The following is a 15,806-nucleotide window of genomic DNA, read 5'->3' as shown; positions in this document are numbered from 1 at the left end:
ATTTGATCCGAACGCGAGAATCACCCGTGAACAAATGGCGGCACTGCTTGTTCGCGCCTATGAGTACAAGAACAGCGAAATTGCAGCGACTGGTCAAGAAACTGCGGCTCTCAAGGATGGCTCAAGTATCTCTCCATGGGCAGTAGAAGGAGTGAATAAAGCCATCGCTGCAGGTCTTCTGCAAGGAAAAGGAAACGGAATCTTTGATTCTTCGTCCGATGCCAACCGCGCCGAAACTGCGCAAGCCATCTTGAACTTGTTCAATAAACTATAAGACGGAATATCAACGATTAAGAACCTGTTAATTCGCTTCAGAGCACTCGGCATCGGTCCGGCAGGCCCAATGTTCTCGCAGGGAGATAATGCATTTGAATCATGCTTCCTGCTTACACGAGCTGAAGCAGCTAAAGTTATTTCCACGCTTTTGAATACCAAGCAGTCGTAACAATAATCCCATTACCGTAAGGTAATTGGGGTTATTGTTTTTCTATTATTAAATCTGTACATTTCGTGATAAAATTTCAGGAGATTGGAGGGGAAGACTTCATGAAGCTAAACTTCATATTAGAACGCTATAGGCAACTTACTTTTAAAAATAGAATTATAACGATATTCATGCTCATTATTCTGGTTCCATTTATTTGTCTCGGACTAGCATCACTATTTACGATTAACTCCATACTCGTTAATAAAGTTGAAGGTTCTATCCAGAGCAACTTAAGGCAAGACGTACTTACGATGGAAAACACGTTAAATAACTTAAACCATGTTTCGCAACAAATCACATTTGGAGTTGGAACAAACAAACTACTTGAGCAGTTGCAGTATGAAACAGAACCTTTCGAGCGTATAAGACTTCGGAATGAGATTAAGAGTGAGTTGAATGTGATTACCTTTTCGAACCCCAATATAGGTTTAACGATGTATTACTTCAAGAATACCAATGAGTATGATTTTGAAAATTTCCCAGTCAGAGATCCTTTTAAACCGGAACAACTGCCAGTTATGGCGATATATCCTGAGATTACATATTTCGGTCCGCACAAAAGCAATAATAGATCGATTAATCAGTTAGTCTTTAGTACAATGCGAAAGGTGAATTGGCTGGATCAAGATGTTTATTTGTACATAGAGACAGGATTTAATGCCACTGCCAAATTATTTGATTCCGATAATCCGTCCAATCAGTCACGACGGCTGCTTATACTTGATAATGAAGGTAAAATTACATTTAGCCAAGACCAAGAGCGATTCCCAATACACAGTATGTTTCCGACGGGGAATTCAGAAATCGTATCTGGATCATATGGACAATATATTTGGCATAAGGAAACGAGCAATCAAGGCTGGAGCATCGTATCTATCTTGTCAAAAGAGGTGTTGAACCAGGAAAAAAACCAATGGTATTTTCAAATAACCGTATATTTCTTAATATTTGAGCTTACGGCAGTAATTCTCGCTTTATTGTTGTCAAGAATGGTATACAAGCCACTTGAGAAATTCAATATGGAAATTAAAACACTAGTGCAATCCAACTCGAAGGAGAATACTGATTTAACTAATATACCTGAATTCGATTTTTTACTGTTTAAAATTCGAGCCATGAAAAAAAAGATTTGGGAGTTATATGAAGAAATTGAACAGAAAGAAATGCGTAGAGCGAACCTAGAGGTTGAAACGCTATTGTATCAGATTAATCCACATTTTCTAATGAATACGCTGGACACGGTACACTGGCTTGCAATGATCAATGGGCAGGAGGAGATTGACAAGCTGGCGCTATCTTTAAACAAGCTCCTGCAATATAATCTAGGCAAATCAGGTGAAGCTACTACGATTGGCGGGGAAATCAATGCGCTAAAAGAATATTTGCAGCTTCAAAAAATTAGATACGATTTTCAATTCGATGTGGACATTGATGTCGATGACGATGCGATGAGGTTGTCGATTCCAAGGTTTATTTTACAGCCTTTAGTTGAGAATGCACTCTACCACGGAGTCAGCGATGATGGATACATTCATGTGGATATTCGTTTAAACGATGAGCTTGAAATTACGATAGAGGATAACGGAGCTGGGATGCTGCCTGAAAAAATCGATCAATTACTACATGATGATTCTATGGACAGCCAGAAAGTAGGAATGGGCATCGGAATGAAATATGTCAAACGTATACTGGAAGCAAATTATGGAGAGCAAGCAACGTTTCATATTAAGAGCGTGATCGGTAAAGGAACTGTCGTTTCTATGAGCTTGCCGGTGTTAAGAGGTGAAGAGCAGTTATGATAAAGGTATTAATTGTAGATGATGAGAAAATCGTTCGTAAGGGATTAGTCAGCTTCATGCCTTGGCAGGAATTTGGAATGGCTGTTGTAGGAGAGGCTAATAATGGCGAGAACGCTCTGCAGTTTTTGGAAACGAACAAGGTGGACTTGCTGCTTACAGATCTGTCTATGCCGGTCATGTCTGGCATTGATTTGATGAAGGAAGTTAGAAGGATTCATCCGAATATCCAAATTGTCGTACTTACCCTACACCAGGACTTCGAATATGTGCAGGAGGCACTTCGGCTTGGAGCAATCGATTATATCGCTAAGACACAATTAGAAAAGGAACAATTTAAAGATGTACTGGGTAGAATTTCATCGTTATTCGATTCGAAAAAATCGACTGGATACGACAGTCAACGAGACGAAATGGATCAAATAGATGAATTGTATGTTATTTATACCTTGAATCAACAAAATGACGACTCGACAGTAGATATTAAAGTACCAAAAGGCGCGATAGAATTGGATGTTGGAGTATGGGGGATGACATATCTGCCACCTGAATCCTTTTCTTCAAGTCTTGATTACGCCATAATTTGCTTTTGTCATTTGAAGGAGCTAGATCGGAAATCAATTGTACATCTGACTCGGGTCTATCGAAGGAACGATTTTTTTTATGATTATTATCCAGCGCAAGCTATTCCGTTCATTCAAAGTCACGTTATGAGTACATTGGGGGAGAATGGCGATTACGACTTATATATGCTGAAGCAGAAATGGCACTCACCAGATTGGATTTACGAGGATCAGGCTTTTGAAGCTATGCTGCATGAACTAAAAACGATTAAGCTTCCGCCAATTAGATTAACTAGACTATTTTTTTCCTTGTCAGATGAGTGGAACAGATTGTATGAGCAAATATTGCCAGGTCCCATTGTAATGGATGATTCATTCACATGTTTTGTTCAATTTGAGGCTTGGTTACGCAGCGCAAAGGATGTCATCCTTCAAGCTAATAGCAAGCCCCAATATTCCAAGGAAATTCAGAATAGCGTTGCTAAGGCGGTTAATATGGCTCAGTTAATGATGAATCAATCTCTATCGGCAGGGGAAATGGCACAGATCGTCAATATGAGCAGCAGCTATTTCAGCCAATGTTTCAAACAAATCGTAGGTAAAACCTATACGGATTATTTGAGGGATATTCGTCTGGAAAGAGCTAAGCATTATTTGCTAAATACGACTAAAACCATACAGTGGATTGCCGAGCAAGTAGGCTATAATGATGAAAAGTATTTTAGCCGCTTGTTTAGAGAGCACATAGGCATTCTGCCAAGTGACTATAGACTGACTAGCAAACAGGTGTAATAAGATCTATTGTTCTTTGTAGCATACTAGATAGAAATTCGTCCGAAAACAAGGTAGACAGTTTTCGGACGTCTTTTTATTTTCATCGTTTATTCAACCTAATCCCCTTGTATCCTCTAACACGCACCACACTTGCGAGGTATTATAATCAAGTTGTAGCAAAGACATCATTTAAATATGCAATAGGGGGAAAGAAAATGAAAAAGAGTTTCAAAACCTTGGCGGTCGGGCTTGTTGTTGCGCTAAGTTTGAGTGCATGTGCTAGTAACACGCCAAGTGATAACCCAAGCAGCAATTCAGGAAACAACTCTGGGAGCAACTCAGCGACGGACGTGGTAGTTAATCCATTGGAAAAATTTCCTGAGCCGATTGAAGTAGCGATAGGCAGAGGTATTGATCCCACTTACAAGTACGAAGGTGAGGATACGGCAGAAAATAATCTGTATACCCGTTGGTTGAAGGATTCATATAACATTGTGGTCAAACACGAGTGGGAAGCATCAGTTGCTGATTATGGCCAAAAAGTAAGCTTAGCCATTGGAAGCAATGATTTGCCTGATGCTATGCTGGTTAACGAAACACAGCTAAGACAAATGGTTAAAGCCGACCAGCTGGCAGATTTGACTGATGTATACAATAAGTTTGGAACAGATAGATTGAAGCAAATCTATGAATCCAATCCTGGATTGCTTGAAGGCGTTACCTTTGACGGCAAATTGTATGCGCTGCCTGAGACAACATTGCCTTCAGCACCAATGACATGGATTCGGAAGGATTGGCTTGACAAATTAGGCTTGGAAGCTCCGAAATCGTTAGAAGATCTAGAAAAGATTGCAAAAGCGTTTATCGATAACAAAATGGGTGGAGACAAAACGTTAGGAATTGTAGGCACACAGCAAGGCGGTGCACTGTATTCCACATTCCTTTCGTCAGGCGACCATTACATGAACTTCTCGCCGGTGTTCTTCTCTAATAATGCTTACCCTGGCATTTGGGTAAAAGACAAGGATGGTAATGCAGTTTATGGCTCCACTACTGCTGAGACTAGGGAATCTTTGTCCAAGCTACGGGATTGGTACGCGAGCGGCATTTTGGATAAAGAGATTGGTTTGAGAAAGAGTACGCAAGAGGTCATAACTAGTGGTCAAGCAGGTATTTTCTTCGGACCATGGTGGACACCGTACAACCTCATGGATTCAATCAAAAACGATCCGAATGCTAACTGGAGACCATATACTGCTCCGGTGGATGCTGCAGGCAAATTTAATTCTAACCAAGCTACAGGAAGCTCGTACATCGTTGTGAAGAAAAACTATAAGCATCCAGAAGCAGTTATTAAAATGATCAATATCCATGTATCGGAGAAAGAAGAGAGCTATAAAACAGCGGTAGGCAAAGAATTGACTTCTCAGGAAATTCCTTTATTCCTGATCATGGGTCTTGGCGATCAACTGGAATACGCAGTGAAAACCACGCAAAAGGTTCTTACAGGCGAAATGAAGTTGGAAGATGTGGACAAACTCAATTATGGGTTTACCTATGAGCTTGCTTCCCATGTTAAGAATGTGAAAATAGAGCCTTTTGACAACTATGACATTCAATATTGGGATCAACAAAAAGATCCAGACTTCTTCACTCATCTATACTCACATTTGAATGGCGGTTCAACATTTGTGGATGCCGATGTTCATTACGTGAAGAGCCTTGCAACAGCACAAACCAAAACCATGCAAACAAAATGGACCAATTTAAAGAAAATAGAAGATGAAACCTTCTTGAAAATTATTATGGGCACTGTGCCGATCGAAGAGTTTGATGCTTTTGTTGGAAAGTGGAATGAACAGGGCGGAGATCAAATTACTAAAGAAGTGAATGAGTTGAAATAAAGTAGAATGATCAAGGCGGGTGGATCGCTCACTCGCCTTGATTATCCTTTTAAGGAGACAGAGATATGCTTAACAGAGGTATTTATAAACATTACTATTTGATGCTCCTGCCTGGATTGCTGTGGCTAGCCTTTTTTAATTTACTTCCTATGTACGGTGTGTTGATGGCATTCAAGGATTTCAATCCAGGCTTAGGCATATTTAAGTCGGAATGGATTGGCTTGGATAATTTCAAGTACATGTTCGAACTGGATGATAGTAAACAAGTCTTTCAGAATACGATATTTATAGCCTTGTTAAAAATGATTGGAAACCTGATCTTTCCTCTACTATTCGCGCTCATGTTAAATGAAGTCAAAAACAGGCTGTTTACCAGATCTGTTCAAACCATCGTGTATTTGCCGCATTTTTTATCCTGGGTTATCGTGGCAGGAATCATGCTAGATATCCTATCCTATTCAGGTCCGATTAACCAGATTTTATCTCTTTTTGGCGTGGAGCCTACCTTATTTTTTGCTAATGCAAATATTTTTCCTTGGCTGGTTGTTTTTAGTGATGTTTGGAAGGAATTTGGTTTCGCAGCTATTATTTATTTTGCAGCACTAACTTCCATTAACCCTGAAATGTACGAAGCAGCAGCAATAGACGGAGCTTCCCAGTTTAAAAGGTTGACAAGTATTACCCTCCCTAGTATATTGCCGGTTGCGGTTTTACTTGGCACATTAAGCTTAGGAAATATTCTGAATGCTGGGTTCGATCAAATATTCAATCTTTACAATCCATCGGTATATTCAACTGGCGATATCATTGATACCTGGGTATATAGAGCCGGTTTGCTTGATATGCAATATGGTCTCGCGACTGCAGTTGGTCTCCTTAAGTCAGTTGTCGGTCTCGTGCTCATTTCAGTATCCTACGGGCTTGCTTATCGATTCGCGAATTATAGAATTTTTTAACAGAAAGATGTGATGATCATGGTAGAAGAACGTTCAGTGCTATCCAGGATATTCAACGGTTTCAATATATTCTTGCTCGTCATAATCACACTGCTATGCATACTGCCTGTTTGGTATACGCTGGTCATTTCCTTGAGCGACAGAGGAGCAGTAGCTGCCGGTGAAGTCTTTATTTGGCCACAGGGCTTAACTTTCGGATCATATGAAACAATCATTGATGATGGCCAATTTTTTAAATCGTTTTTCATATCTGTACAGCGTGTCGTATATAGTGCCATTATTACTTTTTTCATCGTGCTATTGATGGCCTATCCGTTGTCCAAAACATCAAAAGAGTTCAAACCGAGAAATATAATTATGTGGTTGCTTATTTTTTGTATGCTGTTTGGAGGCGGCTTGGTCCCATGGTACATGACAATGAAATCTCTTGGTTTAATTAATACGATCTGGGGACTTGTGCTTGGAGGCGGGCTGCCAGTTTTTAATGTCATTTTGGTGATGAATTTCTTTAGAAATTTGCCGAAGGAAATGGAAGAATCAGCATTAATTGATGGCGCAGGTCCATGGCGAATACTGTTTGGTATTTTTCTACCGCTTTCTACGCCTGTATTGGCAACCATTCTAGTGTTTACAATCGTTGGGCATTGGAATGAGTTTTTTCAGGCACTTGTGCTCATGACTAAAAACGAAAATTATCCTTTGCAATCTTATATACGCCAAGTCACTCTTGTCATTGACCCGTCTAAAGTGGACGCTGAATCGGCAAAGCGGCTGACAAGCTTATCCAATCAAACGTTAAATGCTGCTAAAATATTCATTTCTATGCTCCCGCTGTTAATTATTTATCCATTTTTTCAAAAATATTTTGTTAAAGGAATAACGCTTGGTTCTGTTAAGGGTTAAATTTAATCGATTGGAGAAGAAATCATGCAAACTAGCGAAACGATACATCCAGACAAGAGTGATATAAATACAGTTATTAAGAGCAATTGGAGAATGGGTTCTATTCATTCGGTTCGTTGTGAGAAGCAGGGGGCTTATTTATTCCGGAGTGAAAATGCTACGTTATTACTGCAACCGGTCAATGATTATGTTGTTCGCGTGAAGCTTCTAATAGACCATATATTTGATTTGAGTTCGACTATCGCTGTACAAGAGGATGCATATACTCCTGTTGAAGCTCAACTGGAAGAAACACCACTTGCGTATAAGCTTATATTGCCTGCTATAACCGTTGTTTTAGACAAGTCGGATGCTCGGTTGGATTTCTATAACGCTGAAGGCCATCTGATCTCGAGAGAAGAAGAATTATCGAGAACGGGTCGCGGTGTGTATAGCTGCAGAAAACAAATGGAGCCCGATTCACATGTGTATGGGCTAGGGGAGAAAACGAGTTTTTTGGATAAAAAGGGTGAGAAATATGACATGTGGAACTCTGATGTCTATGATCCTCATGTGCCCGAAATTGAATGTTTATATGTATCCATTCCGTTTTTAATTCATTTTCGTTATGATAAGCCTGCTTATGGTATTTTTCTGGATAATCCGGGTCGTTCATCGTTCGATATGCGCTCTAGTGAAAATTCGTACAAGTTTCAGGTGCACGCTGGAACGATTGATTATTATTTTGTGTACGGACCAGAGCTTAAAGATGTGGTGAAAAGATATAGTGGATTGACGGGCAAGATGGATATCCCGCCTGTATGGGCTATCGGCTATCATCAATCCCGATACAGCTATATGGATCAAGAAGAAGTCATGACGCTGGCTAGAAACTTCCACAATAAGAATATTCCCTGCGATGTCATTTATTTAGATATTCATTACATGGATGAATACCGTGTGTTTACATTTGATCCAGTACGTTTCCCGAATCCTCGCAAGATGATAGATGAGCTGAAGGAAATGGGAATTAAAATTGTTCCAATTGTTGATCCAGGCGTGAAGAAGGATTCAGAATATTTACCTTATCAAGAAGGTATCAAAAACGATTATTTCTGCAAAAAGCTTGAAGGTGATTTATTCATTGGGAATGTTTGGCCTGGAGCGAGTGCATTTCCTGATTTCACGGAGGAAGAAGTACGTTCATGGTGGGGTGAACAACATCGTTACTATACTGAAATGGGAATTCACGGAGTCTGGAATGACATGAATGAGCCCGCAGTGTTTAATGCTACAAAAACAATGGATCTTGACGTTGTACATCGCAACGACGGAAACCCGAAAACGCATCGTGAGGTTCATAATCTTTATGGAATGCTCATGTCTATGGCCACGCAGCAAGGATTGAAGGAACAGCTTAACGGAGATCGACCATTTGTACTGACTCGTGCAGGCTATGCTGGCATACAGAAGTATGCTGCCACTTGGACTGGCGATAACCGCAGCTTCTGGGAGCATCTTGCTATGGCTATTCCTATGGTGCTGAATCTTGGCCTGTCCGGCCAACCTTTTTCAGGCCCTGACATAGGTGGTTTTGCCCACCATTCATCTCCAGAGCTGTTGGCTCGTTGGACACAAGCAGGGGTGTTCTTCCCTTACTGCCGCAATCATAGTGTGCTGGAATCCGTCCGTCAAGAACCTTGGGTATTTGGGCAGCAAGTTGAAGAAATATGCCGTACATACATTCGCTTGCGTTATCAGCTCCTGCCTTACATATATACACAGTTTTATGAAGCGCATAAAACAGGACTACCCATTATGCGTCCATTAATATTGGAATATCCTAATGACCGTTCTGTATATAATTTATGTGATCAGTTTATGGTGGGCAGCAGCTTGCTTGTAGCGCCGGTGCTTCGTCCAAGTACAGAATATCGTTCGGTTTATTTGCCAGAGGGAGACTGGATTGACTATTGGAGCGGAGAACGTTTTACTGGGGGACGCCATATTTTGGCGCATGCTCCACTTGATGTGTTACCGATTTATATTAAGGCAGGAACAATTCTCCCCGAGCTCATGGATAATAACTGGAAGCCAGTAATGAAGGAACTGTCAAATATAAAGCTAAGTATTTATGCTGGCGTAGTAGGTAGTGAGTCATATGGTCAGTGGTATGAAGACGATGCTAGGACTTATGCCTATGAGAAAGGTGCCTATAACCTATTAGAGGCAACCGTGAAATTTAATCAAGATTCGATGACGTTAAAACTCGCTTATTTAATAAAAGGATTGCCAGATGAACGTAAGTGGCTTGATTTTAATGTGAAGTTGTTGAATTTTGTTCCGAAAAATGTAAAAATCATCACAGCTAACGGAAGTATCAGTCTTGAGGAATCTGGCGGTACTTGGTCATACGATACAGAGACTCAGGAGATTGAGCTGCAGGTGGCCAATCATTTTATGGATGTGGAGTTAGTAATAGAACGATGATAAAACCGATTAGGCTCATCTTACTCTAGTAATTGTTTTGTGACTACTAGTATTGTAAGCCTTTGGTGGTGAAGCACATTAGTTTTTTCTTACTGATAAAAAAATGAAATAAAACCTTCCCAAAGAATTTTGGGAAGGTTTTTCTGCTGATTACCAAAATCAGCGCTTGAAATGAAATGGAATATAAAACTAGAAAAACATCTGCTATTAATTTCTAAAATCAAATGAGACTTGATTGTTGCTGGCGCTTACCGTATATGTGCGATTGGCCCCCGACTCCCAAATGACATTGTTGGCAGCATCCCGTTTTATCGCTTTATATTCAAACGTTGTGCCGACTGGCAAGTTGACGGTGAAGCCCCAATGCGGATAACTTGTTGTGTTGCCTGGACCAAACGCTTGACTGACATTCCAGTTGCCCAGCCCGGGAATATTGCCGATCAAGTATACATTCTGCCCCATGACCGTTGTTGCATTTCTCACGGTAAACGTCACATTAATGGATGGCGTCGAAGTCGAGTCGTTATAAAGCACGGCCACCGTGCCACCAGCGATATTTCCGGTAATTCTGCCATTCGTTACCGTAAATGTACCGCCGCCCGTTGCTTTATTCGTATAGACACCGTTAGCTAGATTCGTTGGCTGGTTAATCGCTGCATTGCCGCCCAAATTAACAATGACCATTCCTTTATTGCCACGTTCAATAAGCATAATCTCATTGCCTTGAAAACGTAAATACTCACCTTGACCTGCCATGGCATTGTGGAATTTATTAATAGCCACTACATCAGGATCTTTCCACAAATTATTGCCCGCTGTTCCTAAAGTCGCAGCAAATTTGCCGGTACCTGCCGGACGATTAAAGAACAATGGAACCGTTTGCGCTCTTGCCGCTATAATAGCCCACCCCATTTTAATTTGCCACTCGTTCATATTCGTTGATTCATCTTCAAGGTTCGCATACGTATCATGCGATTCCACCCAAGTCACTAGCTTGGAAGGTGCTACGTTGGCCGCATTATAATTATAGGCCAAATTTACATTTTTGACGTTATTAAAACCGACTGCGTGGCGCACACTTTCACCGTAATGAGAAGCCGTTACATTCATATAATTGGCATACTGCGCAAATGCATCCGCGCCTCCTTGCAGCACTTCACCATATATATACGGGTTAGAATTATTGTTCACTGAGCTTAACACGCGTGTCCAGAAATTTGAAGCTCCATATGGATCGCTTGGCAGCTCAATATGTTTGGCCGCATCAAATCGGAATCCATCTGCGCCAAGTGAAATCGCATCGTTCAAAAACGCGATAATTTTATCTTGCAGTTCTTGATTGCTTGTGTTCAAGTCCGGCAAGCCGATACCAAGCTGGGTAACTTGCCAGCGATCATTCCAGTTGGTAATTCCTCGTAGCTCATGCCAAAAATATGGGTTGTTGCGAATCGAAGGATCAACATTGTTTGCCGGTACATATTGCACCGACGCATCAATACCCGCATTGCCTGTGTGATTGGCAACAACATCGACGATAATGTTGATGCCGTAATTCGCTGCTTCGGCACATAATTGTCTAAACTGCTCTCTCGTTCCCAACTGTGCGTTGCCAATATTGAAATTTATTGGTTGATACAACATCCACCAAATGCTTCCAGCCATCGTATTTTCTTTATTTCCTTGAATTGGCGAGGTTTGAATTGTTTTGAAGCCTGCTGCAGCAATTTCTGGCAAGCGACTGCGAATGGTGTTAAACGACCAGTTCCACGCATGCAGCATAACTCCATCTTTTGTTGCTGCTGGCAAGCCGTTATCCGCTGCTTCTGCCACTTGCAAATTCAGAAAATTGGAATTGTTTGCGTTTTCAAAACTGAATGCAAACGGTTGCGTTACTAACACAAAAAACAGAATAGCACTTAAAATCCTCTTTACGGTTTTGTTCATTTTCAACTCTCCTTCTTCAGTTCAGATTGGGTTAACGATGAATAATAGGTGTCTACAGCCAATGACTTCTTAAATATATCACTGCTAAAATGATTTCAAGTTAGAGAACGTTTGCGAGTGTGGATGATTATTATACAAAAAATAAAATTCGTTCCGAAAAATATCTAACTTCTTTTTATCCGAACATCTAACTCAACCTGTGCTTATCCATGTCCTTGAGTGGTTCATTCTTTAATCAACCAAATAGAAGGACTACCATTAAGGGATGTTTGCCCTTTTCATTTCATGTAGAAAAATCGTTTTCCGATCATTCGCTTTCTTTGAATAAAGATGTTCTATGTAATGCTAGTGATCTTTGGTTAGAAGTTGGAGATTTGACTTGTTTTGAAACTGTATAAACCAGTTGCTAGCAAAATCTAAAAATAATTGTTTGTCAGGTGGAAGTGGCAACGTTTTTTTCCAAGCAAGTACTAAATGGCGTTTTGGATGTGTAGTAAACGGAATTAAATGAACATGTCTAGTTACATTTAACATCCAGGAGATGTAGGGAACAAGAGAGAGTCCCATATTTGCTTCTACCATCGAACGGAGGGAGGATACCGCATTTGCTTCAAAAATAACATTAGGATGAAACCCATGTTCTTCACAGATATGATCTGTGAACATACGAAGTTGGTTTCTTGTATCATAGGAAATGAATTTTTCACTGTGAAGAGCAGCAAGGTCAATTTCTTTCTTTTGTGCCCATTTACTGTTGTGTGGGGCTGCAAGCACGATTTCATCTTCCATTAATATGCGGTAGTTATAGATGGTTTCATCAATGGGAAGCTGAAAAAAGGTGAAATCGCCTTCATGACAGAGAACCGATTCTCCTTGATAATATACAACTTTACTGTCTGGATAGGCCCTTTCAAACGCAGAAACTAAATCCAATATAAAGTGAATCCCACTTTGAATATAGATACCAATGGTCTTTAATTCCGGGTATTTCAATTCATCAAGAGCAGCATCAATATTGGTTAGGGCAATATCAATCTTTTTTAAAAATAATTTACCGTTTTCATTTAAAAATATTTTCTTTCCATGTCGGTTAAATAAATCGCAACCTAACTCTTTTTCTAATTTACGAATGGTCATGCTTACTGCAGACTGGGGAATCATATATTGTTCAGCGGTTTTTGTGAAATTTTCCAGTTGCGCAGCTGTACGAAAGTAGCGAAGTTGTAATAATTCCATAAGGAATATGCCCCCTTATATATCCTTTAATATATATGAATATATATAATCTGATTATTCTCATCAACTCTTTTATTAAAATATAATCATCTTAAGCACTATTTTAGTGATAAATAAAAAGTTCAGGATGCCGTGTTGTACTTTGAGCGAATGGGAAAGGAATGAATATCATGATGAAGAAAAGATTTATGCGGGAAATGATTGCCATGTTTTTGATTGTACTTCTAGGTATGAGTTTCCTGGAAGCGGTTGCAGCGGAAGTGATAAATGAAACAGTGATTATCGATGCAGTTGCGAATGTAGTAGATTCTCAAGATGATGCCATAAAAATTTTAATGGTGGGGAACAGTCTGACCAGGTATAACAGTGTGGCAGACAAACTAGTACAGCTGTTTGCGTATGCTGGAAAACAAGCCAAAGTAGATACACGGACTCAGATGGGTGCATCGTTGATCGATCAGGCAGAAATACTTGCGACTAGTACAAGGGATGCTATCGTGTATGGTGATTATGATTATATAGTGCTTCAGGAAAAGTCATCCGGATTCACTGAGGCCTTATTAATGCAGGGAGTTGGCGCGTTTGATCCATGGATACAGGAGGCAGAGTCACACCCACAGCTTGTTTTGTATATGCCTTGGGCCAATGAAGACGTATTTAAAACAATGCAAACCACTTTTACAAATGCATACGTTAAGGTTGCAAAAGACTATGGTGCATTATTGGCACCTAGCGGAGAGGCTTATTATGACCTGTATTTTAACGAAGGCAAAGACTGGTATAGGAATGGTGATAATGTTCATGGCAATGATCTTGCTTCCCTAATATCAGCAAGTACACTTTTTTACGCAATGTCTGGCCAAGAACAACCAGTTCTCCAGATTAGAGAAGAAGATCAGTCCGTGGTGAAGGCGCTGGTGGAAAGTTCTGACTATAGGAATTATCCAGTTAATTATGATCGTGATTTAGTTAATTTAATAGAACGAAAGGCAAATGCGTTTACAAATACCTATCGTAATCTTAATAATGTGCCGGATCTGACAGGACGTGGTATTGATGCAACAGTTAATCTTGCAAAACAGAAACAGGGTAGTGCATCCTCCAATGCAAGAGGTGCTACTCGTGGAATTGGGGCACGTAATGTAGCAAATCTTACAGACGGAAGTTATACTTCGTTCATAACATTACATGAAGCAGATCCAGATCCATGGTTTGCTGTGGACCTAGGCGTACAGACAGCATTCAATCAGCTTACTCTTTATTGGGGAGGCACTGGTGATTATGTGGATTCTTACAAAACGAAGTTTACAGTTGAAGGTACGAATGATCCTAATGCGGGATATAAGGTGATTACGGCAGGAGAAAGTACAAGCACAAATAAACAAGAGATTCGATTTCCTAGTGTTGAATATCAATATGTGCGTGTTTATGTAACAGAAAAAAATGGAGCTTATGCTAGTTTGTATGAAATGGAGATTTATAATTTGCCTGGTCAAGGCGGCAATGACGACCCGGCTACAGACTTCGAGGTAAATGTTGGCGATTATTTACAGGTTCAGGTTGGCGACATCCTTACGAATATGAGTCTCTATGAACAGGGCATGTATGAATCAGTGGCAGCATTTCCTCAGGGAGTAAAAGACTATAAGATTCTAAGTAATGGGGAATCCATCTATAAAGGCGCAATAACAGAAAGTAATGTTGCTCAGAATATTATTATTCGTTTATTTGCAACAGATAATAAAGTGGTGACAGGGCAAGATGTGCATAAGGACGTGAACGGTAATCCGGTACAGGACATTAAGAAAGTGGCGAACTGGACTGGTAATTTCTTTAATCGAACCGGAATAGAAGAGTTTAAAGCGTTTGGGGGTTGGGATCAAGCCAGTCCGTTATCTACTCTTAATTATCTTGGTGGTGGAATTTTCGCAAGAGAATTAACCTATACGGTACCAGAAGCATCAGTATCGTATGATTACAAGATCAATTTTGACCGTACATGGAATAATGGCGAGATTCCTTCTGCTAATCGGAAAGTTGTTTTTCCGGCATCAGAAAAGGAAACGGATACGTTTGTTTTATGGGTGAATTCGGTAAGAGGAGATATTTTTGACTCTCTCACCGATGGAAGCACCACTTTTAAGATTAAAGGTAATGATAAATATATGAATACAATCGGTATCGCTAAAGTTGGGCTATCTCTGAGTAATGAAGGAAACGAGACATTATATCAGATGATACAGACTGGGAAAGATGCTTATATGGTTACAGCATTTATAGAACCGGGCACCTACATATGGGCTGATAAGATTGATGATAAGGACGGTACATTGAGTGGCGACTTTACAGTAGATAAGAACACTGCTGTGACATTTTACTATCATGTAAATGAAGCTGACTATGTACTGCTCAATACCGTGAATAATGCCGAAGGGTTCTTTGAGGCAACTATAGATGATCCGGACATGGCGACTGTAGCAGCGGCGGTAGCAGCCCTCGAAGTGGGTTACGCAGCAGGCAACAATGCAGCTGTTGTCACACAAAACGTGACACTGCCTACGACAGGATTAAATGATGTCACTGTTTCATGGTCAAGTGACAATTCTGGGATCATTCGTACAAATGGCGAAGTGGTTCGTCCTTTAGCAGGTGCGGCAGACGCCGTTGTTACCTTGACAGCAACATTAACGAAGGGTCAAGTAACGGATACGAGAAGCTTTACGATGATCGTCAAGTCGATGGAAATCGAAGCTATACCTGTTGAAACGATCCAA

The 15,806-nt window shown here is 40.4% G+C and carries 10 protein-coding genes; 8 read left to right on the top strand and 2 right to left on the bottom strand.

From position 1 onward, the window contains the following. The 7 genes from FGT79_RS30160 to FGT79_RS30130 all read left to right on the top strand — a co-directional run. The coding region (locus FGT79_RS30160; RefSeq protein WP_138756521.1) for an S-layer homology domain-containing protein at nucleotides 1–274 on the top strand (274 nt) is incomplete at its 5' end. A 272-nt stretch (nucleotides 275–546) separates the two neighbouring features. Further along, complete coding sequence (locus FGT79_RS30155; RefSeq protein WP_138756520.1) at nucleotides 547–2,286, top strand: sensor histidine kinase; 1,740 nt, start codon at nucleotides 547–549, stop codon at nucleotides 2,284–2,286. Next, on the top strand, nucleotides 2,283–3,638 hold the full coding sequence (locus FGT79_RS30150; RefSeq protein WP_138756519.1) for a response regulator transcription factor: 1,356 nt from the start codon (nucleotides 2,283–2,285) through the stop codon (nucleotides 3,636–3,638). Before FGT79_RS30155 ends, FGT79_RS30150 begins: the two co-directional genes overlap by 4 nt. Nucleotides 3,639–3,835: 197 nt before the next feature. Then, the gene (locus FGT79_RS30145) at nucleotides 3,836–5,524 is read left to right on the top strand and encodes an extracellular solute-binding protein (protein WP_138756518.1); all 1,689 of its coding nucleotides are present in this window, start codon (nucleotides 3,836–3,838) and stop codon (nucleotides 5,522–5,524) included. A 65-nt stretch (nucleotides 5,525–5,589) separates the two neighbouring features. Then, on the top strand, nucleotides 5,590–6,480 hold the full coding sequence (locus FGT79_RS30140; RefSeq protein ID WP_138756517.1) for an ABC transporter permease: 891 nt from the start codon (nucleotides 5,590–5,592) through the stop codon (nucleotides 6,478–6,480). A gap of 18 nt (nucleotides 6,481–6,498) precedes the next feature. Continuing rightward, on the top strand, nucleotides 6,499–7,383 hold the full coding sequence (locus FGT79_RS30135; RefSeq protein WP_138756516.1) for a carbohydrate ABC transporter permease: 885 nt from the start codon (nucleotides 6,499–6,501) through the stop codon (nucleotides 7,381–7,383). 24 nt (nucleotides 7,384–7,407) lie between these two features. Continuing rightward, entirely contained in the window at nucleotides 7,408–9,852 is a 2,445-nt protein-coding gene (locus FGT79_RS30130; RefSeq protein ID WP_138756515.1) for a glycoside hydrolase family 31 protein, read from the top strand. A gap of 207 nt (nucleotides 9,853–10,059) precedes the next feature. Here the strand turns inward: FGT79_RS30130 and FGT79_RS30125 are convergent, their stop codons facing one another. Together FGT79_RS30125 and FGT79_RS30120 are read right to left on the bottom strand one after the other, a co-directional pair. Beyond that, entirely contained in the window at nucleotides 10,060–11,796 is a 1,737-nt protein-coding gene (locus tag FGT79_RS30125; RefSeq protein ID WP_138756514.1) for a carbohydrate-binding module family 20 domain-containing protein, read from the bottom strand. Between the two features lie 345 nt (nucleotides 11,797–12,141). Beyond that, complete coding sequence (locus FGT79_RS30120; protein ID WP_138756513.1) at nucleotides 12,142–13,032, bottom strand: LysR family transcriptional regulator; 891 nt, start codon at nucleotides 13,030–13,032, stop codon at nucleotides 12,142–12,144. A gap of 170 nt (nucleotides 13,033–13,202) precedes the next feature. Between FGT79_RS30120 and FGT79_RS30115 the strand changes: the two genes are divergently transcribed. Beyond that, the coding region (locus FGT79_RS30115; RefSeq protein WP_171056530.1) for a discoidin domain-containing protein at nucleotides 13,203–15,806 on the top strand (2,604 nt) is incomplete at its 3' end.

Origin of the sequence: Paenibacillus sinopodophylli, assembly GCF_005930355.1 — a bacterium.
Taxonomy (GTDB): Bacteria; Bacillota; Bacilli; order Paenibacillales; family Paenibacillaceae; genus Pristimantibacillus; species Pristimantibacillus sinopodophylli.
This window is presented reverse-complemented; position numbering and strand designations above follow the sequence as displayed.

Excerpts from the sequence above, each read along its gene's own strand:
- FGT79_RS30155 (WP_138756520.1), top strand. The coding sequence starts at position 547 with ATGAAGCTAAACTTCATATTAGAACGCTATAGGCAACTTACTTTTAAA.
- FGT79_RS30150 (WP_138756519.1), top strand. The coding sequence starts at position 2,283 with ATGATAAAGGTATTAATTGTAGATGATGAGAAAATCGTTCGTAAGGGA.
- FGT79_RS30145 (WP_138756518.1), top strand. The coding sequence starts at position 3,836 with ATGAAAAAGAGTTTCAAAACCTTGGCGGTCGGGCTTGTTGTTGCGCTA.
- FGT79_RS30140 (WP_138756517.1), top strand. The coding sequence starts at position 5,590 with ATGCTTAACAGAGGTATTTATAAACATTACTATTTGATGCTCCTGCCT.
- FGT79_RS30135 (WP_138756516.1), top strand. The coding sequence starts at position 6,499 with ATGGTAGAAGAACGTTCAGTGCTATCCAGGATATTCAACGGTTTCAAT.
- FGT79_RS30130 (WP_138756515.1), top strand. The coding sequence starts at position 7,408 with ATGCAAACTAGCGAAACGATACATCCAGACAAGAGTGATATAAATACA.
- FGT79_RS30125 (WP_138756514.1), bottom strand. The coding sequence starts at position 11,796 with ATGAACAAAACCGTAAAGAGGATTTTAAGTGCTATTCTGTTTTTTGTG.
- FGT79_RS30120 (WP_138756513.1), bottom strand. The coding sequence starts at position 13,032 with ATGGAATTATTACAACTTCGCTACTTTCGTACAGCTGCGCAACTGGAA.